Origin of the sequence: Levilactobacillus brevis (assembly GCA_021383565.1) — a bacterium.
Lineage (GTDB): Bacteria > Bacillota > Bacilli > Lactobacillales > Lactobacillaceae > Levilactobacillus > Levilactobacillus brevis_B.
Map to the genome: position 1 here is coordinate 2,417,220 of CP079699.1, position 25,704 is coordinate 2,442,923.

General features: G+C 51.0%; 24 protein-coding genes and 1 pseudogene. 18 read left to right on the forward strand and 7 right to left on the reverse strand.

The window, feature by feature from the left end; genetic code table 11:
• Positions 1 to 72: 72 nt before the first annotated feature.
• Complete coding sequence (locus KB236_11185) at positions 73 to 366, forward strand: hypothetical protein (protein ID UIF29064.1); 294 nt, start codon at positions 73 to 75, stop codon at positions 364 to 366.
• A gap of 191 nt (positions 367 to 557) precedes the next feature.
• Here KB236_11185 and KB236_11190 read toward each other — a convergent pair whose 3' ends face one another.
• A complete protein-coding gene (locus tag KB236_11190) occupies positions 558 to 1,199 on the reverse strand; it encodes an SDR family oxidoreductase (GenBank protein ID UIF29065.1) in 642 nt (213 codons plus the stop codon).
• 370 nt (positions 1,200 to 1,569) lie between these two features.
• On the opposite strand from KB236_11190, the gene KB236_11195 reads away from it, so the two are divergent.
• The 5 genes from KB236_11195 (at position 1,570) to KB236_11215 (ending at position 6,869) form a co-directional block, all read left to right on the forward strand.
• Positions 1,570 to 2,772, forward strand: coding sequence for an NAD(P)/FAD-dependent oxidoreductase (locus KB236_11195; protein UIF29066.1), 1,203 nt, complete (start codon positions 1,570 to 1,572; stop codon positions 2,770 to 2,772).
• 88 nt (positions 2,773 to 2,860) lie between these two features.
• Positions 2,861 to 3,385, forward strand: coding sequence for a methylated-DNA--[protein]-cysteine S-methyltransferase (locus tag KB236_11200; protein ID UIF29067.1), 525 nt, complete (start codon positions 2,861 to 2,863; stop codon positions 3,383 to 3,385).
• Positions 3,386 to 3,684: 299 nt separating this feature from the next.
• A complete protein-coding gene (locus KB236_11205) occupies positions 3,685 to 4,251 on the forward strand; it encodes a TetR/AcrR family transcriptional regulator (GenBank protein ID UIF29068.1) in 567 nt (188 codons plus the stop codon).
• 261 nt (positions 4,252 to 4,512) lie between these two features.
• Positions 4,513 to 5,928, forward strand: coding sequence for an NAD-dependent succinate-semialdehyde dehydrogenase (locus KB236_11210; GenBank protein ID UIF29069.1), 1,416 nt, complete (start codon positions 4,513 to 4,515; stop codon positions 5,926 to 5,928).
• 191 nt (positions 5,929 to 6,119) lie between these two features.
• Positions 6,120 to 6,869, forward strand: coding sequence for a glucose 1-dehydrogenase (locus KB236_11215; protein ID UIF29070.1), 750 nt, complete (start codon positions 6,120 to 6,122; stop codon positions 6,867 to 6,869).
• A gap of 67 nt (positions 6,870 to 6,936) precedes the next feature.
• Here KB236_11215 and KB236_11220 read toward each other — a convergent pair whose 3' ends face one another.
• The 3 genes from KB236_11220 to KB236_11230 all read right to left on the reverse strand — a co-directional run bounded on the left by KB236_11220 (position 6,937) and on the right by KB236_11230 (position 9,512).
• Positions 6,937 to 7,476: a GNAT family N-acetyltransferase gene (locus tag KB236_11220; GenBank protein UIF29071.1), complete on the reverse strand. Its 540-nt coding sequence runs from the start codon at positions 7,474 to 7,476 to the stop codon at positions 6,937 to 6,939.
• Between the two features lie 21 nt (positions 7,477 to 7,497).
• A complete protein-coding gene (locus KB236_11225; protein ID UIF29072.1) occupies positions 7,498 to 8,034 on the reverse strand; it encodes a GNAT family N-acetyltransferase in 537 nt (178 codons plus the stop codon).
• A 98-nt stretch (positions 8,035 to 8,132) separates the two neighbouring features.
• On the reverse strand, positions 8,133 to 9,512 hold the full coding sequence (locus tag KB236_11230) for an Nramp family divalent metal transporter (protein ID UIF29073.1): 1,380 nt from the start codon (positions 9,510 to 9,512) through the stop codon (positions 8,133 to 8,135).
• A gap of 616 nt (positions 9,513 to 10,128) precedes the next feature.
• On the opposite strand from KB236_11230, the gene KB236_11235 reads away from it, so the two are divergent.
• From KB236_11235 to KB236_11270, 8 genes are all read left to right on the forward strand, one after another.
• Positions 10,129 to 10,983 (forward strand): DegV family protein, encoded by an 855-nt coding sequence (locus KB236_11235; GenBank protein ID UIF29074.1) that lies wholly within the window; start codon positions 10,129 to 10,131, stop codon positions 10,981 to 10,983.
• A gap of 988 nt (positions 10,984 to 11,971) precedes the next feature.
• Positions 11,972 to 12,613 (forward strand): VTT domain-containing protein, encoded by a 642-nt coding sequence (locus KB236_11240; protein UIF29075.1) that lies wholly within the window; start codon positions 11,972 to 11,974, stop codon positions 12,611 to 12,613.
• Between the two features lie 721 nt (positions 12,614 to 13,334).
• Complete coding sequence (locus KB236_11245) at positions 13,335 to 14,735, forward strand: FAD-dependent oxidoreductase (protein UIF29076.1); 1,401 nt, start codon at positions 13,335 to 13,337, stop codon at positions 14,733 to 14,735.
• A gap of 139 nt (positions 14,736 to 14,874) precedes the next feature.
• On the forward strand, positions 14,875 to 15,201 hold the full coding sequence (trxA, locus tag KB236_11250; GenBank protein ID UIF29077.1) for a thioredoxin: 327 nt from the start codon (positions 14,875 to 14,877) through the stop codon (positions 15,199 to 15,201).
• Positions 15,201 to 15,464 (forward strand): metal-sensitive transcriptional regulator, encoded by a 264-nt coding sequence (locus KB236_11255; protein UIF29078.1) that lies wholly within the window; start codon positions 15,201 to 15,203, stop codon positions 15,462 to 15,464. Before trxA ends, KB236_11255 begins: the two co-directional genes overlap by 1 nt.
• A 70-nt stretch (positions 15,465 to 15,534) precedes the next feature.
• Entirely contained in the window at positions 15,535 to 15,927 is a 393-nt protein-coding gene (locus KB236_11260) for a CrcB family protein (GenBank protein UIF29079.1), read from the forward strand.
• The gene (locus KB236_11265; protein UIF30365.1) at positions 15,927 to 16,283 is read left to right on the forward strand and encodes a CrcB family protein; all 357 of its coding nucleotides are present in this window, start codon (positions 15,927 to 15,929) and stop codon (positions 16,281 to 16,283) included. Before KB236_11260 ends, KB236_11265 begins: the two co-directional genes overlap by 1 nt.
• A gap of 78 nt (positions 16,284 to 16,361) precedes the next feature.
• Positions 16,362 to 17,195, forward strand: coding sequence for a hypothetical protein (locus tag KB236_11270; protein ID UIF29080.1), 834 nt, complete (start codon positions 16,362 to 16,364; stop codon positions 17,193 to 17,195).
• A 76-nt stretch (positions 17,196 to 17,271) separates the two neighbouring features.
• Here KB236_11270 and KB236_11275 read toward each other — a convergent pair whose 3' ends face one another.
• Together KB236_11275 and KB236_11280 are read right to left on the reverse strand one after the other, a co-directional pair.
• Entirely contained in the window at positions 17,272 to 18,264 is a 993-nt protein-coding gene (locus tag KB236_11275; protein ID UIF29081.1) for an LCP family protein, read from the reverse strand.
• Positions 18,265 to 18,557: 293 nt separating this feature from the next.
• Positions 18,558 to 19,031 carry an S-ribosylhomocysteine lyase gene (locus KB236_11280; protein ID UIF29082.1) on the reverse strand — a complete coding sequence of 158 codons (474 nt, stop codon included), beginning with the start codon at positions 19,029 to 19,031 and terminating at the stop codon, positions 18,558 to 18,560.
• A 216-nt stretch (positions 19,032 to 19,247) separates the two neighbouring features.
• Here KB236_11280 and KB236_11285 point away from each other — a divergent pair, with 216 nt between their 5' ends.
• The 4 genes and pseudogenes from KB236_11285 (at position 19,248) to KB236_11300 (ending at position 23,986) form a co-directional block, all read left to right on the forward strand.
• On the forward strand, positions 19,248 to 20,342 hold the full coding sequence (locus KB236_11285; GenBank protein ID UIF30366.1) for a hypothetical protein: 1,095 nt from the start codon (positions 19,248 to 19,250) through the stop codon (positions 20,340 to 20,342).
• A 166-nt stretch (positions 20,343 to 20,508) separates the two neighbouring features.
• Complete coding sequence (locus KB236_11290; GenBank protein ID UIF30367.1) at positions 20,509 to 21,612, forward strand: hypothetical protein; 1,104 nt, start codon at positions 20,509 to 20,511, stop codon at positions 21,610 to 21,612.
• Between the two features lie 138 nt (positions 21,613 to 21,750).
• Positions 21,751 to 22,565, forward strand: a pseudogene (locus KB236_11295) (class A beta-lactamase-related serine hydrolase).
• Between the two features lie 191 nt (positions 22,566 to 22,756).
• Positions 22,757 to 23,986, forward strand: a complete 1,230-nt coding sequence (locus KB236_11300; GenBank protein ID UIF29083.1) for a helix-turn-helix domain-containing protein — start codon at positions 22,757 to 22,759, stop codon at positions 23,984 to 23,986.
• Positions 23,987 to 24,052: 66 nt separating this feature from the next.
• Here KB236_11300 and KB236_11305 read toward each other — a convergent pair whose 3' ends face one another.
• Positions 24,053 to 25,462 (reverse strand): MFS transporter, encoded by a 1,410-nt coding sequence (locus KB236_11305; GenBank protein ID UIF29084.1) that lies wholly within the window; start codon positions 25,460 to 25,462, stop codon positions 24,053 to 24,055.
• Positions 25,463 to 25,704: the final 242 nt, after the last annotated feature.

Genomic DNA, 25,704 nt, shown 5'->3' on the forward strand with positions numbered 1-25,704 from the left:
AGCCCCCGATCGGATGGTATAACTAATACATCGAAAGCGAACAGCCAAACAACTAACTGAGGAGTGGTTAAAATGACTAAAATGAAAACGATGATGACTAAGGTAATGCTCGGCGCCATGACAGTAACGACACTATTGGCAACTTCCGCGGGGGCTTCGGCGGCAACCACCACCACGACCACGGCGCCGGCGCCAGTCGTGCGAACGACGGTACAACTGAAGTCCCGGCCAGCTGCTGAAATTCAGGTGACGAAGATTCATCTGAAGCCGGTCACGACCAAGAAAATTTCCAGTCAGGTTCAGACGGCGGTGGATGCTAGCGCCCTTAACCTAGACCAGAAGCACAGCGATAGCCAATTGAAGTAAAAATAACCGCGTGATGGCTTAAATCCTCCAAACACATTTATAGTCATCCATGACCAACTACAAGAGCAGATATAGAAGTTAAAAAACAGTAGCGCGCAGGCGTTACTGTTTTTTAGTGGCGGCTGTAGTTTTAACACTGGCAGACGAAAAGAGACCGTGGCGCTGACCACGGTCTCTCACAAATTCTACTTTTACTTGAGTGCGTCGGCGATAGGTGTATCGCCCGTGACCAATTCAAAGATTCGGTGTGGCAGGGGATGCTTGACCACGGCGACAACTGCGGCCGCAACATCTTCGCGGCTGATCGACTTCGTATCGCTGTTGGCTGTATCCAGCGTAATCTTGCCGGTGGGGGCGTCGTTGGTCAGCGCACCCGGCCGAACGATGGTGTAGTCCAAGTTAGTCCGGTGTTGGAGCCACTGATCGGCGTAATATTTAGCGACGTAGTAGGGGCGAATGCCGGATTTGCTCCAGAAGGACCGGTCGTCGGTTCCCATGGCGCTGACGATGATAAAACGCTTGATACCGGCCTTTTCGGTGGCAATCATGGACTTGATCGCGCCATCCAGATCAATGTTTAGGGTCATATCATCGCCGGTACTGCCGCCAGAACCTGCGGAGAAGATGACGGTGTCCACCCCAGCCATGGCCGGAACCATGGCGTCGGCCGACCCCATGAGATCAACGATCCGAGGTTGGCCGCCGAGGGCCGTGATGGTGTCAGACTGGGTTGCCGAGCGAATGCCTGCGTAGACTTTTTCACCCGTTGCGGCGAGTTGCTGGACGATATGTTGGCCAACGTGGCCGTGCGCACCAATAATTAATGTTGTCATGTAAAAAACCTCCTAAATCTCGTTCACTTAACTAACTTCCACCTTAAAGGTTTTGCCCCGAAATTTCAGCTCAGGCGACTCGCTAATCGCGGGTGATCGTCGCAAAATGGCGAATTGATAGGGGTTAGCGGCCGCGAATTGTCGCCGTTTCGGGCCGCACTAATTATGAAAAAATTTGTAAACCGTTATCAATGGCTTTTCGCTTGATAACTCGTATAATAGAAGTAAATCATCCCTAACGATTAGCAGGTCCACCGGTCCCTTCGGGGGGAGTGAATGTTTGGTTAAAAATGTAACTGTTTTAACTAACTGAAGTGTTAACGAGCTAATCGGGCATTAGGGAACTATAGCAGAAAAGGGGTCGTTTACAATGGCAACGATTTTAGTTCTTGGCGGTGGCTATGCCGGCATGCGGGCAATTAAGTTTTTACAGCGGGAAGTTCCCAGTGAAGACGAGATTATTTTGGTAGATAAAACGGGGACGCACGCAGAGAAGACTAACCTGCATGAAGTGGCAGCGGGAACCATTGCGCCCGATCGGATCACCTACGAAATCAATGATGTGATTGGCAGTCGGGTCGACTTTATTCAAGATGCCGTCACCAATGTGGATGTTGACCAAAAGAAAGTGACACTGAAAAACCATGAGCCGATTACCTACGACTATTTGGTATTAGCGCTGGGCTTCCAGTCCGAAACGTTTGGTCTGAAGGGCGCCGAAGAAAATGCGCTCCCGATGGATGATCTCGAGACGTCCGAAGCCGTTTACCAGCATATTGAAGAACGGGTCAAGAGTTACGCGCAGACGCAGGACCCGAATGACTTGGTGGTTGCGGTGTGTGGGGCCGGCTTCACGGGGATTGAACTCTTGGGTGAATTAACCCAATCCCTACCGAAATTACAGACGCGCTACAACACGCCAGCGATCAAGCTGGTCTGCTTGGAACGGTCACCAGCCATCCTGCCGATGTTTGACAAGTCGCTGGCGGAATATGCCATGCGGTTCATGGCGAAGCATGATGTCGAGATGAAGTTAGGCGCCAACATCGAAGAAATTAAGCCGGGCGCCGTGGTCTACACGGATAGCGAGGGTGGACAGCACGAACAAGCGGCCAACACCATTGTGTGGACCGTGGGGGTCAGTGGCTCGCACGTGATTGCCGATTCCGGCTTCGAACAGCGGCGTAATCGGATTGTGGTTAAGGACGACCTGTCACTCGATGGCCATCCAGAAGTTTACGTTGTTGGAGACGTTGCGGCCGTCATGGATCCTGACAGCGATCGGCCATACCCAACGACGGCCCAGATCGCATTGGCCGCGGGTGCACAAGCGGCCAAGAACATTGGCCTGCAGCTACGTGGTCATGAGACCCGGCCATTCGTTTACAAGTCCGTTGGGACGGTGGCTTCGCTGAGTGATCGGGATGGTATCGGTGAAATCTTCAGCAACAATCGTAAGGTGAAGGGCTATCCAGCCTCGGCCTTGAAGAAAGTCATTACCGACCGATCCATTCTGGAAAGTGCCCACCTGAGCACCGTCTTTAGCAAGGGACGCTTCGACCTCTATCATTAAAATTCGGACAACTTTGACCAAGCGAGTAGGCAATATTAGCCTACCCGCTTTTTTAATGCTAAAATTAAACGAAAAGGGTGATCAAACGATGCGACAAAAACAGCTCATGACGCCATTGGGACCGATTACAGCGGCTAGCGACGGTACGGCGTTAACCGGCTTGTGGTTTACGGATCAACACTATTACGGGAGTACCTTGCCGGCGACGACGCTGGCCGGTGACTTGCCAATTTTTGACCAGCTAGCAGAGTGGTTGACAGCTTATTTTGCGGGCCAACACCCAACCGTAGCTTTCCCGGTTAAGCCAACGGGGACTGCGCTACGTGAGGCCGTCTGGTCGGTGTTACGAACAATCCCATATGGTGAGGTGCGGACGTATGGCGAACTCGCCGCGCTGGTGACGCCTATGATTGGCCATAACCCCGGCGCCCGCGCCATGGGAAATGCAGTTGGTCACAATCCGATTAGTGTGGTCATTCCCTGTCATCGTGTGATTGGTCAAACGGGTGAACTGGTTGGCTATGCGGGTGGCCTAACTCGGAAGAAAACGCTCTTACGACTAGAAGGGTGTCTATCTGCGGGAAGTGATCGGGTAGTTCTCGAAAAAAATTAGGCATTTTCGAAAAAAGTTTCGGATTTCTTACCTATTGTGCACAAAAGTATCGTACAATGTACCGGTAGATATGCTATAATCAAGGCTGTTTAAAAGCTAAATTAGTAGCACTATTGATAGATGTAATTACTCAGCAAGTCACTAATTTTTTTTCGCGAAAAGGGTTTCTTCTCACCGGAAGACGCGTATAATTTTAGTCAGCTTGGGAGATTAGTCTAAGATTCTGGTTTTCTGGGGGGATTGCTAGAATCACATAAAACATAAATTTAAATGGTGTGTGAATGATTGGAGGTATCACGATGGCTGCATCGGAAACTAAGGAGCGAATTGCGGAGGCCTTGGCTTCGTTGTTGAACCACAATACGTTTGATAAGATTACGGTCCGTGAGATCGCGGATGAAGCGGAAGTTCATCGAAAGACGTTCTATTACTACTTCGCCGATAAATACGAGTTGTTAGCCTTTGTCTATCAACACTTTATCGTGGAAGCACCACGTCGCGAACAACCGACAGCATTAACCTTGGAAAACTGGCGTCCGGCCACAATTCAATTGCTGGAACGGATTGCCGAAAATTCCAAGATTTTCCTGAACGCTTATCCTTATGATGATGGCGTTTGGCGTCAATCTATGAACGAGTTTGTGGCTTCACGATTGTCAATTTTGCTGCATGCAATGCCCGAGTACCGTTACTTAAAGGAAGACGTGATCGACACGTCCGCGGAGTTTATCGCTGCTGGCGCGTTGGGAATTATTAATAAGTGGGCGAACGATAACTTTACCGCGACCCCCCGGACGGTTTTGGATCAAATGACGACGGCCAACCGTCTGTTCAACGGGATTCTGGACCGTTGGAAGTTGAGTTAACAAGACAGAAAGAAAATGGATGTTCAACGCTGGTTGCGGCCAGATTGGACATCCATTTTTATTTGCACCCGATAAGTTAGTGGTAGACCAATTTTTAAACTGTCAATTGTGAAGTGACAAAATAAATGGGCAAATTCACAAGCTGAAAATGTTTAAACAATCACAATCTAAATGCTGGCATTCGTGGCTTCGTCCGCGTATAGTACGAAATGTAAAGGGTTACATTGTGAATGCGAACAATCCCGTAAGGAGGAAACCAGAATGGCTTATCAAACCACGAATCCCTATACCAATGAAGTTGTGAAGACCTATGAGGATGCGACTCCCGAATACGTTGAGGAGAGTCTAGCGTATGCGCAGGCACTCTACAAGAAATGGCGGAATGACCCCGTTGCGACGCGCATTCCGGTTTTGCGTAAATTAGCGAAGATTTTTAAGGATGAGACGGACAGTCTGGCGAAGGTTCTGACGGTCGACATGGGGAAGCTCTTTGTCGAAGCACAGGGTGAAGTTATTTTGTGTGCGGACATTGCGGAATATTACGCCGACCATGCCGAGGAATTGTTGAAGCCACGGGCAATTGAGACGATCGCCGGTGACGCCCAGCTGGAGAACCATCCTCTGGGGGTCTTGATGGCGGTAGAACCGTGGAACTTTCCGTATTACCAAATGATGCGGATCTTCGCGCCAAACTTTGCCGTGGGCGACCCCATTGTGTTCAAACACGCCGCGATTACGCCGGCCTCGGCGTTGGCTTTTGAGGATGCTGTCCGCCGAGCGGGGGCACCCGCTGGCGCGTTGACCAATCTTTTCTTGTCCTATGACCAAGTCTCTCAGGTCGTGGCCGACAAACGGGTCCAAGGGGTCGCACTGACTGGTTCAGAACGGGGCGGTGTGGCCGTGGCCGAGGTCGCCGGCAAGTACCTGAAGAAGAATACCATGGAATTGGGTGGGACGGACGCCTTTATCGTGGCACATGACGCCAATATGGACGACGTGAAGGCGATTGCGCCCCGGGCCCGGCTCTACAATGCCGGCCAGGTCTGCACCTCGTCTAAGCGGTTTATTGTGACTGAAAATCACTATGACGAATTTCTTGAAGCCTTGAAGGATGCCTTCTCCGCCGTGAAGATGGGCGATCCGATGGACCCGAACACGACATTAGCGCCAATGAATTCTAAGAAGGCCAAATTACATCTGCAAGACCAAGTGGATGCCGCGTTAGCCGGTGGGGCCACCGCCTACTACGTCCACGAACCGATTGACAGCGATGGTCAGTTCTTCATGCCAACGATTTTGACGGATATCGCCAAGGACAATCCGGCCTATGGTAAGGAAATGTTCGGACCGGTGGCACAGGTCTACAAGGTTAAGGACGACGCAGAAGCCGTGGCGTTGGCCAACGATTCTGACTACGGGTTGGGTGGTATTGTCTTTGCCGGTAGCGCCGAATATGGGGCAGAATTGGCTTCTCAGATTGAAACGGGAATGGTCTTCGTGAACACCTTCTTTAGCTCCCTGCCGGAATTGGAATTCGGTGGCGTGAAGAAGTCTGGGTTTGGTCGCGAATTAGGTCAAACGGGGATTTCCAGCTTCGTCAACCAGGAATTAGTGGTGAAGCGCGACCGGCCAAACGACAATGAATTTGGTGGCTTGGTCTTACCCCATAAGTTTTAAATCAAACTGAACGACTGACTGGCCCGGGGAAATTGTCCGGGCCTTTTGTATTTGTTGACTGGTTGAAAGGTCACGAATACGCTCCAGTCGCCAGATCATGAATTCCCACAATGATTTAGGCAAAACATTTTCCTAGATTGACGCAATGTGATATTCTGAACAATAAGGAACAGCGAAAGGATGATTTTAAGATGACAGATCGTTTAAAGGGTAAAGTTGCAATTATTACCGGTGGGGTAGCCGGTATTGGTTTAGGTATTGCCGAATGCTACGTGCGCGAAGGGGCTAAAGTCGTCGTCACGGCCAACCATAATGTCGATGGTGGACACGCCGCCGTCGAAAAGTTCGGTGACGATGTCAGTCTTTTCGTCCAACAAGATGTTGCCAAGGAAGCGGATTGGCAGAAGGTGATTGACGCCACGATTGCCAAGTTTGGCAAGCTGGATATCTTGGTCAACAATGCCGGTATCGGTGGCGTCAACACCGCCATTGAAGACTTACCCCTGGAAGAATGGCAAAAGGTGATCGACATCAACTTGACGGCCAACTTCTTGGGTGAAAAGGCCGCTATCAAGGCCATGCAAAAGACCAATGACGCCAAGGGGTCCATCATTAACGTGTCCTCCGTTGCCGGTCTGGTTGGTTTACCGATGGCGCCAGCCTACTCCGCAAGTAAAGGGGGGAGTCGCCTGTTGACGCATGCCACGGCGCTGAACCTGGCCCAACGTGGCGTGGATATTCGGGTTAACTCCGTTCATCCCGGCTGGATTGACACGGCGATTATCCCAGATGCCGCTCGTGAACAGATTGTGAAGACCGTCCCAGTCGGCCATTTGGGCAAGCCTCAGGATATCGGTGAGGTTTGTGTCTACTTGGGGAGCGACGAATCGGGCTTCGCCAACGGTGCCGAATTCACGGTTGATGGTGGTCAACGCGCTTAAGCCATTACAAAATTAGTAAAAGCTATCAAAAAGGACTGAGATTTTTTCTCAGCCCTTTTGTTTACGCTCAGGGGGTGAATTCTCGACTTAATTTTGAATAGGTCACCGCGTCTTGATAGCCACCGCGAACTGAGGGAAGGTGCTCACGCAAAATCCCATCTTGGTGGAAACCGCGACGTTCGGCCACCGCACGACTGGCTAGATTCTGCGGGTCGACTAGAATATCGATGACGTGCAGACCGAGGTCGTGAAAGGCCACCGCTTCGACGGCCGCCAGACAACGGGTCATGACGCCTTGCTCCCGGGAATCGTGGCCTAGCCAGTAACCGACTTCAGCCTGATGATCGCGAAAATCATGGAGGTCAATCATGCCAGCGGGCTGACCCGCCACCCAGATGACGGCGAGCCACAGCTGTTGCGTGGCGATTCGGTTTTGACAGTATTTGAGAAAGGCGTCTTCGTCAGCGACTGCGCGGGTGGTCGCTACCCAGGGCAACCAGCGGGATAGGTTCTCACGGTCGGCCGCGATACAGGCGAAGAGTGCCGGTGCGTCGGTGAGTGCCGGTGCTTTGAGCTGAATGGTAGGAGAGATGTTTTGCGTCAACATATGCTCGGCCTCCTTTGAAGACTAGCGGTCGTGTTTTAATTTCGAATAAACGATGGCGTCGTCATAATCACCGGTCGCCGTCAGCAGGTGTTCGCGGAGGATTGCATCCTGGTGGAAGCCCCGACGTAAGGCCACCGCTTGACTCCGGGTATTGGCGGTCGCAATCAGCAATTCCAGTTTGTGCAGGCCGAGTTGGTTGAAGGCCACGTTCTCCACGATACCCAACACGTGGGGCATGATGCCGCGGCCCTGAAAGTCACGGCCCAGCCAGTAGCCCACCTCGGCGTGACCGTCCTTGAAGGCATGGAGGTCAATCGTACCGGCGGGATGGCTACCCACCCAGATAACGGCCAGCCAGAATTGATTGGCGGCAATCCGCTCACGTGATTTGAGGAGAAAGGCCGCTTCGTCTGCGACGGACTGAATGTTAGCGGTACGCGGCATCCAGCGCGCTAGGTTCGCGCGATCTTGGTCGATCAACGCAAATAGCGCCGGGGCATCACTAACGACCGGCGTCATCAGGTGAGTGGATAAAGTAGTCAGTAGACGGGATTTCATGGGAGAACACTTCGCTTCGGGTGATATTGCTTTAGTTATACCCGGCCATGCGCGAGAAGTCAAAAAAACACCCGACTTTTGCAAGTCGAGTGTCCGTTCTAGGCGGTAATGCCTAGGGTATTGAGAATCAGGTAAACATTTAAAATAATGAGGATGACGGCGATGATCCAGCCGAGAATCTTAGACCACGTCTTGTTGGCGAATTCACCCATCAGTTCCTTGTTACTGGTGAAGAGCACCAGCGGAATCATGGCAAATGGCAACGCGATACTCAAGAACACCTGCGAGGAGGTCAAGAGATCTTCAATCTTGGCTTCATTACCGTGGTAAATCACGGCGAAGATAATAACTGGCGTCACGGAAAGCAACCGCGTCAGGAGCCGTTGGGCCCAGAGTGGCATCTTCAAGTTGATGAAACCTTCCATGATAATCTGACCAGCCAGCGTCCCAGTGATGGTGGAACTTTGCCCGGAAGCCAACAGGGCTAGGGCAAACAGCATACTGAGTAGTGGACTGGCGATGGCGCCAACGACTTGGTTATCGCTTAACGCGTTGAACAAGTCGACGAACCGTCCCAGCTCACTGTTGGTACCGAAGAAGAGGGCAGCCCCCAAGATCAGTAACAGACTGTTGACGACAAACGCGATGGTCAGCTGAATGTTGGAATCAATCGTGGTGAACTTGATGGCCTTGGCCACACTCTTGCGGTCACTGCGGTCGAAGTTCCGCGTTTGAGAAATTGATGACCCCAGATACAAGTCATGGGGCATCACCGTTGCCCCGACAATCCCTAAGGTCAGGTATAGCATACCGTGGTTGGTCACAATGGCGCTAGATGGCAGGTAACCTTCGAGCATTTGGGTAACTTCCGGCTTGGCTAAGATGACTTCGTAGAGGAAGACGAAGAGGATGACGGCAACCAAGGTCGCCACGATAGCTTCAATCTTACGGAAGCCCAACTTCATCAAAACTAACAGAATCAAGACGTCGGCGGCCGTAATAATCAGCCCGACAATTAATGGGAAACCGAATAATAGCTTTAAGGCAATCGCGGACCCGATAATTTCGGCAATATCCGTCGCCATAATAGCCAGTTCGGTGACAATCCAGAGGAACAGTCCGGTCTTCTTACCGGTACGTTCTCGCGTGAGTTGGGCGAGATCCTTACCCGTAACAATCCCCAACCGTGCCGACATGGCCTGTAACAACATGGCAACCAGACTGGAAAGTAAGACAACAGTCAGCAAGGCGTATTTATATTGCGCACCACCAGCGATTGACGTGATCCAGTTCCCGGGGTCCATATACCCTACGGCAATTAAGGCGCCGGGGCCCGTATAGGCCATTAGGGTTCTCCAGAAGCCCGCATTTTGCGGCACTTCAACGGTACCATTGACTTCGTCGAGACTCTTCTGGTCGTTGCCAGTGGACTCGATCATATGGTGCTTGGACTTTGGGTCGGTTTCATGATTTTTCATAAAATCCCTCTTTTCTATTGGCTTAGAAATTCAGGTAGTCGATTGACTTCTGTCTTTCCTGGTAAAAGCGTGGTCGGAACCAGTAATAGATGGTGCAAATAAGAGCAAAATCGGAAAACTGATGTCGATCACTCACTTCAATTCCAACCGTAAGTATAGGCTATTTAGCCGCAATGTCAACCTTGTAGGGCTGAAGTTTTGGGACTCCAAAAAAATATTTATATACGGAAACCGGATTTTCTTGGGGGTCATCAGGCGACAGGCTTTCGGTCGAAAAGGAGGATGGAATTTGGTCTGGTTCCGGTTTCATGGTTGCGGTGATTGACAATGTGCATCCTGACGCAAGTGGTCGAAATGAAGGCGAAACGGGAAAGGACTCTCACTGAACTAATTGCAGGATTAGCTGGACCTTAACTGGCAAGTGTTAAAAAATTTTTTATTGGGGTCGAAATGATTGGTGATCGGCGAAAATACTGTAGGGGCGTCCGCAAGTTTTCTGCTTGGTAAGGGTACATATGGAACTAACGGCAGATGATCTAGTTTTCAAAACTAGATAGTTGCGTTATAATAACGATTATTATCCAAGAACGATACTAGGAGAAACGAGGTAACACCCATGCCACAAGAAAAGATTGCAATTTTAGTGGACTCATGTTCTGACGTGCCAGCGGATGTTCTGGAGGCGGCTGACATGGCCCTAATGCCCATGAACGTTATTTTTCGAGACCGTGCTTACGAGGACCGTGTCACCATCACCCCGGCGGAATTTTACCGGCGGCAGGCGACGGAGAAGGCGACGACGGCTAGTCCAACGGGGAAACATATCCTGGAGGCGTTGAACCGGATTCAAGCTTCCGGCTACACCCACGTCATCGCGGTTTGTATCTCGGCGGGACTTTCGGGGACCTACCAGGAAACCCAGCTGTTAGCCGCTGACACGGATTTAACCGTCCACGTGGTCAATACCCGTAGTGTGGGAATTGGTAGCGGCTTTGCGGCTATTTATGCGGCTAAACTGCGGTCTGAGGGCCGGCCTTTCCAAGAGATCGTTGACGAGGTGGAACGGGTGACGGCGCAGACCAAGGTCTTCTTCTACGTCCCCTCTTTAAAGTACCTGCAAGCCGGCGGTCGGATCGGCAAGGTGGCTGGCATGGCCGGTACCTTGTTAAACGTTAAGCCCATCATTTCCTGTGACGATGAGGGCATCTACTATCCCATCGCGAAGGTTCGGGGCGAAAAGCGCACGATTACCAAGCTATTGGCGTTGGTCAACGACGCTATCGGAGATGCCAAACGCGTCAACGTGGCGGTCTGTGACGGGGTCAATCCGGAGCTACGGGCGACGGTCCTAGCGAAGCTACAGGCAGCTCATCCGAACGTCTTGCAGTGGTATGCGGGCGATGTTTCCCCCGCGCTGGGTGTCCACACGGGCCCCGGTTTGATTGGTGTCGGCGTGCAGGTGCTGGATTAAGTCATCTAGCACGTCGCAAATTTAGCCTGATTTGTAAGGGAGAGGTGTCAGCACTTCTCCCTTTTAATTTGAATTTAAAGCTTTTGCGTTTAAAAATCCTGATCCGGATACGCAAACCTTCAGACCAATAAAAAAGCCACGATAACTGTGCTATCGCGGCTTGAGGGGGGATACGAGCAGGATATAGATACTTTGGGGGAGTGCTACTTGCTGCCCGTAAAAAGAGTAATAAGAATTTGGTACAACCCAGCTAGCAACAGTCATTGGTTACTAACTTGCTTGTAGTGTAACGCCTTCGCTCTTTGGGTGCAATTGATTGGTTCCATAAATTTACTAATAACTGGATTATCCCTTGCGTGGCAACACTTTTGGCTGTTCATTAGTCAGCCACCGAAAAATAACATGCGTTAAATAAATGTTAAATCTACGGATGATTTCATCGTCAAAAAGGTGATAACTGCAACGTTTCGCGACATATTGCATGGGGGAGTGACCTTTCTTTTGGAGTGAAACCACCTGACTTTTCAAAAATTCCCCGTATAATGGAAGGGCGGGCGAGTAACGCTAAATTTCGGCGACACTTTCGGCGAATTGAGAGACCAGCTCTGCGGTGACCCGCGTGTTGGCATTGACGAGTTGATTTTGAAAGACGGGAGAATGGTGCTCTAACGGTGTAATATGGCGATTATGGCGGGAGAATCACCTGTTAATTGTTCATACGAATTAGTGATTGAATCATAGAGTTAGCCTGGACTACCGCCCAGTCAGCCGTTAATTGGTGCACTAGCGAATTGTTGGAAATGCTTCCCCCAAAACGTGAACAGTTAAGCCGTTGAATGGCCGTTTTGGGGTCGGTATTTCCGGAATATTAGCAACAATGAACCGGACAATCTCGACTAAAGCGTGGGTAGAGGTTGGGAAAAGTAGCAATGGTGGTTGTGGCGGCGGTGGCCTGCCGACAACCGACTAGAAAAAAGGGAGCTTCGGTATGACGGTTTTATTCGAAATTTGGGATATGATTTGGCATCCCTTGAATGTGTTGGTACCCTTAACGAATCAGCTGGGAACGGGGATTTATCCGGTGCTTTTCTTTTTGATTTTCTTGGAATCAGGCATGCTGATCTTCTCGTTTATTCCGGGTCAATCGCTCCTCTTCATGGTGGGCTCAATCTCGGCAAATCCGCGGTCGCAACTGAACATCTGGCTGTTGGTCTTGATGTTTACGTTGGCGGCCACGCTGGGGTCGGCCATTAAGTACCTCACCACAATTCGGTGGCACAATTATCAAGACAAGTTAATCGAACGGCTACCGGACCAAAAGGTGGCGCAGGCCACGGCGGCGTTCAATCGAAATCAAGACCAGACCATGCTAATCGGTCGCTTCATTCCCTTTGTGGGGTTATTTGTCCCAATTATGGCGGGGACGGTTGACATGACCTGGCGGCAATTTCGGTTTTACAATCTGCTAGGCAGCCTCCTTTGGGTGGGGAGTTGCTGTGCGGTCGGATACTTCTTCGGCAACACGCCGTTTGTCCGGAATAACTTCACCTGGCTATTCTTGGCACTCTTAGCGATTCCTTTTCTGGGTCAGCGGTTGATTCAGTACGTTAAGGCGCAACGGACGGCCTAAGAATCAAAGCAAATAAAAAACGGTCATGACTGTGGTCATGGCCGTTTTAGAACATAAGAAAAGCCCCGAGTAACATGCGGATTACTCGGGACCTCATTAGGAATCTGTTAATAAATCACTTGTTTTGGGGGGAGTGCATCTATAGACAGTGATTCCTATCATCTATCACAGTGCTTAAGGTCAGAACGTATCACGAACTAACTATAGTCATCATAATCGCCGATTAGTGGATACGCAAGCTAAATGTGACTGTTCCAGTTAAGTGGTTATAAATTGAAATTAATTGTTAGTAGGGTGTTCGAACTGGCCGAACTGAAGACGCTGAGGCAACCGGTAGCAAGCCTTTATTTATAGGCTGATAAGGACAAACTGTTACAGGCAAAAACGGTTTGTAAACGGTTTAAACCAACTAATTTAATAAGGGATAAGATGAATTACGGTATCGACAGTCCCTAAAAGCCGAACAAACTGGTAAAATAAGGACAGTGGTAATGAGCCTTACGGGGATTTGGAGGATATCGCTTACAAATAATGGAAATTATAATCGCATTATAAGTAATTACATAAAATATCTAGTGCATGATGCACGCTCGTCCGTCATTTTTCGTGAAGTGTGAGGGTTTTACCGCTATTTCGGGTTTTTCCGAGGCGAAGTCATTTATCTTTCGCTAACTTTCTAGTAGACTACCGTTAGAATCGTTTTTCATGTAGGAGGGTAAACATGAAAGTCATCATTGTTGGTAGTACACACGCTGGTACAAATGCGGCGCTCCAAATTTTGCGGGATCATCCAGAGACCGACGTGACCATTTACGAACGGCACACGAACGTTTCGTTCCTTTCTTGCGGGATTTCACTGTTCTTGGATGGACAAGTTAAGCACCTTGAAGATATGTTCTATTCTTCGCCAGAAGCACTGGCTGAAGCGGGAGCCAAGGTGTTAACGCGGCACAACGTGATTAAGATTGATTCAGAAAATAAATCGTTGGATGTGGTGGACATGGATACTGGGGACCTGTCCACGGATACTTATGACAAGTTAATTATGGCCACCGGCTCAACGGTGACTGTTCCACCAATCTTTGGGATTGATGAAGATAAAGTAATGATGTGCAAAAACTACGAGCAAGCGGTGGCCATTGATAAAGCGGCTAAGGGCAATAAACGGATTGCCATTGTTGGGGCCGGTTATATCGGGACCGAACTTGCTGAGAGTTATGCACGAACTGGGCACGACGTTCAGTTGCTACAGTCACGGGATATCATCCTGAACCACTACGTCGACAAGGAATTATCCGACCACGTGGTGAGCTTATTGGAAGACAACGGCGTTAAGGTCATGTTGAACCACCGGGTGACCTCCTTTACGGGGGATGAAAATGGACAATTGATTATCGAAACCACGGACGGCGATTTCACGGCGGACCTGGCGGTTGTCTGCACCGGGTTTGTACCGAATACGGAATTGTTGCGAGGACAAGTTGACATGGATCGGCACGGTGCCATCATTATCAACGATTACGTTCAGTCCTCTAACCCCGACATCTTTGCCTGCGGAGATGCCAGTGTGGTTAACTTCAACCCAACTGGCAAACCAGCCTACACGCCACTGGCGACTAACGCCGTGCGGCAAGGGATGTTGGCCGGGATTAATATTTTTGGCAACATTCAGAAATACATGGGAACGCAAGCCACCTCTGCCATGCAAATCTTTGGGCGGACGCTGGCTTCAACCGGTTTGACTATTGATCACGCTCTACGTTCTGGTTATGATGCCGATCAGGTTACGTACCAAGGAACTTGGCGACCGGATTACATGCCATCGACGGATGATTTGACCATCAACTTGGTTTACAACCGGGAAAATCGGCGGATCTTGGGGGCACAATTCCTGAGTCAACATGAGGTGGCCCAATCCGCCAACGCCATGTCGATCGCCATTCAAAATCGCAATACGATTGATGACCTAGCTTTTGTGGACATGCTGTTTAATCCGAACTTCGATGCGCCATTCAACTACCTGAACTTAGTGGCACAGATGGCGGTTGAAAAGGAAACCAAGCGTGGCAACAATCATCCGCGGTTAACGGCCGGTGTGGATGAAGATCCGGAAAACGTCTAAATTTAAAATTGGTGGTTTAACAAGTTTGAGCTCGGGATTAATTCCCGGGCTTTTTTGGTGAAAGCAAAATGCTAGACAAGATATACCCTCGGGGGTATACTTAGCACATTCAATTTTATTATCAAGGAGACTGGAAAGTATGCAAGCAATTACAAGTAAGGACTTTGAGCACGTTGGTGACGATACGGCCGTGACGGTAGTGGACTTTTGGGCCGACTGGTGTGGGCCATGTAAGATGCAGACGCCGGTCTTAGAAGAACTTGACCGCGACTACGGCGATCAAGTGAAGTTTGCCTCGTTAGATGTCGATCAAAATCAGGAGCTGGCGCAGTCGCTGGGAATCATGAGTATTCCTTCACTGGTCATCTTCAAGAACGGGATGCCAACGGAAAAGGTTGTGGGTTTTCACCCCAAGTCAGCCTTGAAGAAGTATATTGACGAAAAAGTCGCTGAGGTGACCGCCTAATGGTTCAAACAACGTCGAATCAGCTGAAAAACCGGCTGCGGCGTGCGGATGGTCAATTGCAAGGAATTCTCAAGATGGTTGATGAGGGTCGTGACTGCCAAGACATTCTGACCCAGCTTGCGGCCGTTCGCTCGGGTGTTGAGCGGATGATGGGTGTCGTAGTTGCGGAGAACGTCAGACAGTGCGTGGCGAAAGACCAGCTTGATGACCAGCAACAGGCCGAGCTCCAAGCCGCCCTAGATTTAGTCGTTAAAACGCATTGATTTACTGAAGTCGCCCATTGTGGCGGCTTTTTTGGTATAATCAGAGATATTTTGTAAAGGGGATGTGACGTTGGCAAAAATTATCGCAATCATTGGCTTTGCCTTTGTTGGTGGGGGCTGTCGGTATTGGTTAGGAACGATCTTACCCGTCACCGCTGGCTTTCCCTGGGCAACGGTCGTGGTTAATCTGGTTGGAAGTGGCGTACTCGCCTGGCTATCGCACGCAGAGACGCTCACCGATAAATGGCCCAACGCCCTGTCGGTGGGGCTGGGCGTCGGGGGACTCGGGGCGTTCACGACCTTCTCCACATTTAGCGTGGATACAGTACGCTTGCTGCAGACGCAAGCTTGGTTAACGGCGAGCGTATACGTTGTCGTGACGCTCATTGGCGGACTCGTGTTAAGCGGCTTTGGGGTCTGGAGTGCCCGCCGCTGGTGGCAATTACCGGTGACCCGAGCATGATGGTTGGGATCGCTGGACTAGGTACGGCCGTGGGTGCGTTGGGGCGTTACGCTACGACGCGCTTGGTCACCCGATTGTATGGACAGCACTGGCCGTTAGCGACCCTACTGATTAATTGGTTGGGGTGTCTGCTCCTCGGGGGCCTCATGGGCTATCAGCTGGATCACGGCGTTATGGTCCTTTTAGGTACGGGTATCTTGGGAGGCTTCACGACCTTCTCCACGTTTAGCCATGAGGTGGTCATGTTGGTCGATCAACGGCGTTTTGGGGCCATGATCGGGTATTTATTCCTGAGCGTTGTCGGTGGCCTGATATTGGCCGCCGGTGGACTCTGGTGGGGCCTGTATTTACGCTGAAATGCAGAAATCAGTGGTGTTTTACCACGAACTTCCTTATCATGGAACCAGACAACTTTAGTGAAGGGAGTGGCTGGCGTGGCGCGAATCGCAACGATTATTAAACAAAACGCAGCGATGCGGCAAAAATTAAATCCGGAAAACCAAGCCTACTGGGATAAATTGGTTGAACGGATGCGTGAACAACCCAAGTACGCGGATGAAGGCTTTCTTCAGCGCGAATTACGGGATTTATTGGATGAGGTGGTCGCGGCCCAGGACGCCGGGCAAACGGCGGCGGATTATTTGGGTGGTGGACCGGCAACGGTAGCCATCGCTTTGGGCAAGCTGCCCCGGTCCCGGCCGTGGTGGCAGAACTGGGATCTTCTGGCGCCCTTACTGATCTTTACGTTAGGCACGATTCTACCCGGCGTGATTCTACCGGCAGTGCCCTTACAGCTTCTGTTGGTGGCCGTTCAGTATGGCCTATTTATCATTGCCATGGGGCTGGGCGTCTGGTTGACGCATCGCTTCACGGCGCGGGGCCGCTTGACTGGCTGGCTCGTTATCATCGTGGGCCTACTGGCGGCGATGAGTTTGGCGGCGCGGCTCGTTCCGGTTCGAGGCCTAGTCTATCTGACGCGGGTTGGCGGTAGCCTGACGCTAATCGTCTTTGCCTTGGTCGTCACCGGATTAGCCTGGTGGCAGAATCGGCAACATCCCAATTCTTGGTTACCCGCCGTTCTGGGTAGTCTGTGGATTACGACGTTGCTAGCACTGCTAGCACGGATTCCGCTAACGTCGGGGTTGATGGTCACCTCGGCAGGTAACGTTCTGATTGGGCTAGGCACGCTGCTGGGGGATGCCAGTTTTTTGATTATTGGCTGGCACATTTGGCAAGCGCGGCAGAAAGAAGCAACATCAAATAGCTAACAGCAAGTTAAAAAGGTCTGCCCACGATAGCTCGTACATCGTGGGCAGACCTTTTGTAGAAATTAGACCATAAACGTCAGAACCCCAATGGATCCAGGGCATCTGTTTGAAACGTGCTGTTGGGCGATAGTCCCAGGGCTTGTCGCAGGTTGGTCGAGACCTTGTTGATCTCGGCTTGCGGGGCAATTTGGTAGTCGATGCCATTGAGTGTGGCATTCTCTCCCTGTAGCGTTTGCGACTGAATGTGTCGGCTGGTGTGGCTGTCCTTGGCACGAAGCCACATGAGGTCGTTGAAGGTCAGATTCGTTTGTAGATTATCGCTGAGGGAGTCCAGCACGGAATGGTAGCGTGTCAGTGAACTCAGACTGGCCTCCTTGAGGACGAGCGCCTTAATGATTTGCCGTTGGCGCGCTTGGCGGCCGTAGTCGCCTAGCGGATCTTGGTCGCGCATTCGTGAGTAGGCTAGGGCGCTGGCGCCGTTGAGGTGAATCGATTGGCCCTTGACCACGTTTGCCTGTTCGTAGTGGAAGGTTAACAAAGGCTTAACGGTCACACCGCCTACCGCGTTAATCATTTTCTTTAGGCCGCCCATGTTGAGCAGAACGTAGTAGCTAATTGGGATATTGACCAGGTGCTCCACGGTTTTAACGGTCGTTTTCGCGCCATATAGCGGATAGGCGGCGTTGATCTTTTCTTCATCCTGTTGGCTGCCGTAAATGTTAACCAACGTGTCACGCGGAATACTGGTGAGTTTAGCCGTCTGCTGTTGCGGGTTAATGGTGGCGACAATCATGGTGTCGGTCCGCCCAACGTCGTGACGACCCAGTGCGCCCGTGTCCGTTCCCAGCAAGAGAATGGCGAAGGGCTTTCCACTGGCGAGGGCCGTGCTACTGGGTTTCAACCCATCGGCCTGATAGGTGTGAGAAAAGGTGGCCTGCGCGCTGTGCCAAGCCCGCCAGCCATAGAAACCGCCGCCGACGAGGAGCAAGCTACAGAGAACCAGCAGCCACCGACGTAGACGATGCCGCCGGGGCGTGAATTGTCGTTGTCGTAATGGTGTATTTTGCATGATGTTGCCTCCCTAAATCTCTTAGTCCGCAACCTAGTATAGCCATGCCGGGTGAAAGTGGGGCAACTGCGGCTTAGTTTTCACGGTTTCTTAGTGATCTTAACCGGATTGAAACGAAACCTTTAAAAGTTAGCGATTAGGACAAATAAAAACGTGGCAACCGATCAGATGAAACCGACCAGTTGCCACGCTTTTTAAGCGTGATGCGTTTGAAACAGGACTAAACGCTGGTGTACCAAAAGACAGTTTTAATGCCCATCGGCTAATTGCCCTTTGTCCCACGCATAAGTCAACTAAATGACTTCGCGCTTGAATGGGTCCTTAGAAATCCCCTTGTCCAGAATATCCTTGCACCATTCCTTAGCGGAGAAGAGACTGTGATCACGGTAGTTCCCACAGCTGTACTTGTCGGTCCCTTGGACATCCTTCCATTCCGTGTCAAAGGCAATACGGTGAAGGGCAACCTTCAAGGCTTTGGCAACTTCTTCGGTGGATTGTTCCCCCCAAGTAATTAAGTGGAAACCAGTCCGGCAACCGAATGGTGAGCAGTCAATGACGCCGCTCATTTCGTCGCGGAGGTAGCCGGCCAACAAGTGTTCAATCGTATGTAACCCGGCCGTTGGGATAGCGTTGGTGTTGGGTTGAACGAGACGTAAATCAAAGTTAGAGATAACGTCACCCTTCGTCCCAGTTTCGCGCGTAATTAAACGAACGTATGGTGCCTTAACAGCGGTGTGATCTAACGTAAAACTTTCAACTTTTGCCATTATGTGCCAACTCCCTTATTCAAAATAAATGTACCCCTTTACTGTACACCAAGACCCGGCCACGGTGCCACTAATTTCCAAGGTGGAATTTGAAAGTCTTGGCGCGGCAAAAAAGACGGTGATTGGCCCAACGAAACATGGTGTTTGGTGGTGATAGTATGGGTGCGTTACACTTAAAGGTGTTGATTCATGAGAGGATAATCTAAAGAAAGGAACCTGAATGTGAGCAGGTTACGAGTGGGATTAGTGGTACTATTGGCGGTCATTTTAGGCTGTCTGCCGGGGATGACGGCAGAGGCCTATCACGTCGTTCATCAAAAGACGTCGGCCTTACAGGTCGGGCGGCTACGGGTCGTCAATGATCGCGCCGTGCATGACGTCTCAGTACCCAAAAAGTATCAGCAAGCCCGGCACCCACACGGGCGTAATCAGATTAAGAGTACCCAGGGGGCCCACGTGACGTTTACGACCAAATACCTCCTACCGTATCCGGGGTATCGACATCAAGCTTGGGGTAATCCCCAGAGTGTCACGACGATCGGCCGTTATTTATACGTAGTCTACTGTCCGACTGCGTGGAAGAATCGGGGGCGGATCGTGCGCTATGATTTACGGCAGTTAACCGCCATGCATGCGACACCCGAGGCGATTCAACGGGCTTATGTATCTCATGCCCGATTGTCTCGGCGAGTTCGAAGCGCAATCAAGGTGGGGCCAGCCTTTGTTACGGGGCACGGTCAGTCGCTGGCTTACAATTGGAAGCGTCATCAGCTCTATATGTGGTGTGACCGGGAGTCGGCGCCCCGGGTACCAACCAATCAGTACGGTTATATTTCGCAGATTAGTGGCAGTCAGCTCAAGCCAATTCACCAAGTTCGTTTTCGGCTGAAACACGGGAAGTTTGCGGTTCCGGGTGGCCACGTATTGACGTTCGATCAGGCGGGGCATGCCTACTTCTGGTCGCGGCCATCGAAGTACCGTGTTTATCTCTATCAAGGCACGGTGACGGCCAAGCACGTGAAGTTTCGGCTGACACATCAAGTTTTGCGCCAGGGGCCGGGCACGCGGGTACAGAGCATCGCGTATAACCCACGAACCCACCGATTGTATTTGGTGGCCGATGGGTCGATTGCGAACTTGCCAGTGGCCAAGCTCAAGGGCAAGGGGCATTTGACGGCGGGGAATATCAAATGGAATCGCTTCACGCCGCGCCGAGAATTCGAAGGCTTAACCTTCGCGAAAAACGGGCGCGCCTACCTATTGAGTAATCACAATCCGGAGATCTTGACGAGCAATCGGTTGACCTGGTAGGGGACTATTGGGTCGAACTGGAGAAATCAGTAATTGTGCTGAGTGGCTTGCTGTAGACACCGATTCGCTAGAATTTAGTAAGTTGAGTGAGAAATATAAATGTTCTGAATCCTCCTCTGGTAGCAATCAGTTTATACTGATTGAAAATATTGGGGGGTGATGGATGATGCGAAGAATTCATTTATGGGGAGCGCTAGTCCTGGGCCTGAGCTGCGGGTTAGCTTTAGCGACGGTTCCGGCTCACGCCATGACGACAGTCAATCAGGGTGCGGCGGCATTGGCCGCACCAGTCGCCCGACGAACGTTGGATGATTCGCAGGTTCACTTTGTCACGGTACCAAGTCAATATGCTCAGGCGGCCAATCCACACGGCAGTAATACGATTGCGAGTGATCAGGGGGCGGCCGTTACCTTCACTACGAAATATCTGTTGCCGGTACCCGGTTACCACCATCAGGCTTGGGGTGATCCCCAGAGTATGGCCGTGGTGGGCCACTACCTGTACGTGGTGTACTGTCCAACGGCTTGGCACAATCGTGGCCGGATCGTTCGGTTTAATATGACGAAATTGGCGAGTTTGCAGGCCACGCCTCATCAAATCCAAGACGTTTACACGGTGGCAGCCAATCTATCGGCCAAGGAAAAGCGAATTCGAACGGCCATTAAGGTGGGACCGGCCTTTGTCACAGGCCACGGCCAGTCACTGGCTTACAATTGGAAGACGCATCAGCTCTACATGTGGTGTGACCGTGAGTCGGCACCACGGATTCCGGTTAACCAGTATGGCTATATTCAGCAGCTGAGTGCGGCGACGTTACAGCCAGTCCACCGTATTCGCTTCCGGCTACGTGCAGGAGACTTTGCGGTTCCTGGCGGCCACGTACTCGCGTTTGACCATCAGGGTCGGGCATACTTCTGGACTCGTCCGGATAGTGGGGGCGTCTACATCTATCAAGGAAAGATTAGCCGCAATCACGTGCGCTTTCGGTTAACCAATCAGGTTCTGGCGCACGGTCCCGGAACCTGCGTACAGAGTATGGCCTTTAATCCCAACAACGACCGTCTCTATCTGGTAGCAGACGACTCGATTGCTAGCTTGCCGGTAGCGAAGTTAGCAGGCAAGGGCCATCTGACCAGCGCAGACGTGACTTGGACGCATTTTGCCTCTAAGCGCGAATTCGAAGGGTTGAGCTTTGCCGGCAACGGCCGCGCCTATCTGTTGAGCAATCACCAACCCGAAGTTCTGGTCGGAAATTCATTGAATTGGTAATTAAAATAGCGTCGATGGCCATCATCGTGGTTGGCATCATTGCCACGGTGATGGCCGTTTTGGGTCTATGGCTTTTGCCGGTTTGGGCGTAGAATATAAGCGGTTTGATATTAATGATGAAATGATGGGGCGAATAGGATGCGCTATTTAAAGGGATTAGTCGCTGTGTTGTTGGGCTTGAGCTTAGTGATGCCAGCGACCACAGCGCGGGCAACGACGATTGCTCATGAACAGACGGTGATTAAACGATTGATTAAACGCGATATGCGGCCGGTACACGGGCGGTGGTCCGTCAAGGTGACCCGGGTTGGTGACCGGTCGCTGGCAGTAACGACGGGTAACCAGAAGGTCCGCAGTCAGCGCTCGGCCAGCACAATTAAGGTCTACGTGATGCTGACCATCTTCCGGCAGGTTAAAAACCATCACCTGAAGTTAACACGGGCGGTTAAGACCGATCTGGCACGGATGATTCACAATTCGATAATGCCGCGACCAACCGGCTGATTCAACGATTAGGCGGCTTCAAGCGCGTGAACCAAACGATGAAAAAATATGGTTTCAATCAGTCTCATTTGCGCCGCTACATGTTGGATACGCAGGCTCTGCGGCGGGGGCATGACAACTATACGTCGGTCAAGGACTTGACGTGGTTTTTAACGTTGGTTAGTCAGAATAAGTTGTTGGGTAAAATCTATGATCGAAAAATGATGACGTTATTGCACCATTGTCGGAATCATTCGAAGCTACCGAAACGGGTCAAGCAGGCCGCAGTTTACAATAAGACCGGGGAGTTTCTGGCCAAAGGTGTCCAAAACGACGCCAGCTTATTTAAAACGAAGCACGGGACCTATACGGTGGTGGTACTGGCGCAACAGGGCAATCAATATCAGCAGTATCGGGCGATGAATCGGCTAGGCCACGATACGGTGACCTACTTGAATGGACATCGTTGAGATAGCGTTTTAGCTGTCCGAGCAGTCGGATCTGGGACTATTCGGTCTCAGGTCTTTTTGTCTGCCGTCAAATTATGTAACTATTTTTATAATTAACTTTATGAATCGTTTTGGTGGCTTTTTGAAAATAAATCCGGTAAGCTTACCTTACTCAAAGAAATCGGAGGGAGCTGGGGACTACGACGAGGATTGTGTTTGTGGAGCGGCGGGCGCTGGATCGATTGCCGCAGGAGAATCACTTTATCTACGTGGTGGACTATCCCATCTGCCAAGTGGCGCAGTCGGGCCAGCTGGTGGTCGCTAAGAATTACGCGAGTTGGGGTGAGATCACGCAGATTACCCGGGATGCCAATCAGCGCTTCGTCATTGAATCGACATCCGGCCACACCCTAACGTTGGGCGTTAAGAAGATCGTGACCTACGAGACGGATGCCGACCTTTCCAGCGTGGCGACATTGTTAGAACGCAATGGCTACAGTCTACCCACGACGACGGCGCTTCCCGTCACGGATAAATTTCGGCAACAGTTGGCGGCCGTTTTCCCTAAAGTTACCAATTTGACGACGATTCCTGAATGTTATGCCGTGATCGACTGTGAATTTGGCATCTTATTTGGTGTCCAGCACCAAGGCGATAGCTTGGTGCAACGGCGGGTGTCAATTTTGGGAGAAAAAGCCAGTATCTTTCAGCTAGCCGTGCTCGGTTATGCCGGTAACCGGCCGATTGATCTGTTCTTTAATCGATATTTAGATCATCCCAACTTTTCACCGACGCTTAAATTACGGGGCTTAAAAGAGACCGCCTTGCCACTGGTGGCCTATGAGGCGCAAGCGAAGCCGACGACGGTGTTGAAGGCCTTTATTCATGAGGTGGTGGCGCGGCAGTTGCCGCTGGTCTTCTGGGATAAAGGCAACGACCTGCGCCTGTTGCGTCAGGCCTTGGCCGTCCACTTTACTGAGTTCTCGGTGGAAGAGCAGCTATTGTTGGGCAAGCCGCTTGCGGTGTTTGACGGCAGTGTCTACACGAATCTGGTCATTAATCGCAGTAATCATGCTAAGAAAGACGCCCACCACTTCTTGCCACTGAATGGTGTGGCCGGACTGCTCAATATTTTCAATCCGCATCAACACAATGCGCTGTGGGATGCGCAAACCACTCACTGTGTTGTCAATGCACTGGCAAAGATTCAAGAAACGCAACCGCTAGTCTTAACGCAACCGTATCCCGTAGCCCACGAGAGCTCGGTGGCTGAAGTGTCGGGCACATCAGTTTCGCGGCCCGCACCACACGTGCTGGTGCCCACCACGGCGACGTTTTGCCAGCTCCGCTCGGTGGGACGCACCTATCGGGAGATTGCCCAGCAGTTCGGGGTCAGCACCAGTACGGTCTGGCGGGCGGTGCAGCAGGCGACGCGGGTGTAGGTAATCATAATAAAAAATTGGTACCCAGCCCCCATGAGCCAGATACCAATTCTTCAGACGTAACTTTTAATTCTGTTCAGCTTTTTCAGTAGCGTGCCGTGCCGTAATTTCTTGGTTCATCTTTTCAACCTTTTCGTCGGTCAGACGGTAGAAGGCGAAGACAACCATAGCCAAGACGGTCACGATGATTGGAATAATCGTCGTAGTCATCCGGATACCTTCAAGACTGCGTGCGGTTTGTTGGTGATTGGCCACGAAACCGTAGGCCGCTAAGACGTAGCCTGGAACAACACCACCGAGGGCCATCCCAAATTTGAAGAAGAAGCCAATGACGGCGTTGATAATTCCGTTTTCACGCTTGCCGGACTTCCATTCCCCATAAGTAATGGCTTGGGGCACCAAGGCCCACTGAAATCCAGTCGAAAGGATAATCCCAGCGGCTTCAATCGTCCGGCCAATGAAGGTCCAGGTAATGTTGGTAGCTGGAACCGCATACATAATCACGAAACCAATGACAGCCAAACCTAGACTTCCTTGCATTAACCATTGCGTCCCGATTTTTCGGTTCAACCACGGTGTAATTGGCACCACGATGAAGGCTGGTAGCGTCCCTAAGAGGTTATACCATTGCATCATGTCAGGGTTGCCGGCGTTGTAGGTCATGTAGTAAGCCCCAACGGAGTTGACCACGGACATCAAGCCAAAGGTGATGATGAAGAAGAGCGCCAACGTCCGGAGTGGCCCGTTGATAACCAGTTGGTGGTACAGATCGGAAACTTTAACGTTAGATTCCTGTTCTGGCGCCATCTTGATCCGTTCAACAGATTGGCTGAAACAGAAGATGAGAATGGCTGCCCCGGCGATCCCGTAGATCACCATGGTCCAGAACCATCCGTTTTGAGATTGAATACCGGAGTAGTGACCGCCGGAAATCAGCTTAACGAAGACGGGAACACCGAAGCTAACGGCTAAAGAACCTAGGTTAGCCAAGAGCATCCGGACGGAACTCATGGAGACCAGTTCCTTGTTGTTCCGCGTCATTGCGGCATTCAGAGACCCATAAGGAATGTTGACGGTCGTGTAAATAACGGATAAGCCAACATAGGTCACGTAAGCGTAGACCAATTTGCCCATAGCGCCAACGTTCGGCACGTGGAAGCAGAGCATCGCGAGGACGGCCAGTGGGATGGACATGTAGAGTAACCAGCCACGGTACTTTCCCCAACGTGTCGTGTGCTTGTCGACAATTGTCCCAACAATAGGGTCGTTAATGGCATCAATCAATCGAACGACTAAAAACATCGTTGCCGCATCGGCAGCGGGTAAACCATAAACGTTCGTGTAGAAAAATAGCAGATACGTCGAAATGGTGGTATAAATCAAGTTCTGCGCGAAATCTCCGGTTGCCCAACCGAACTTCTCACGCCATGGTAGCTTAACGTCAGTTTGTGCTAACGCTTTGGAAGCAGAATCCATAGTTTCTCACCTCATGTAATCTTATTGACCAGTCAAGTTTAGTTGGTTGGTTGTTTACCACAACATACTAGCACTTTTTGAAAACGCATACAAGAATTAATTTATTCTTTCGACTTTTCATGGACAGTCAGTATGTTTAACAATTGGGTCCATCTCATGTGAAAAAATGGAGACGATTGCAAGATCAGCTTAGCACATCTTGAAAACGGATACAATGGCATAACAGCGGAGATGAATACGAG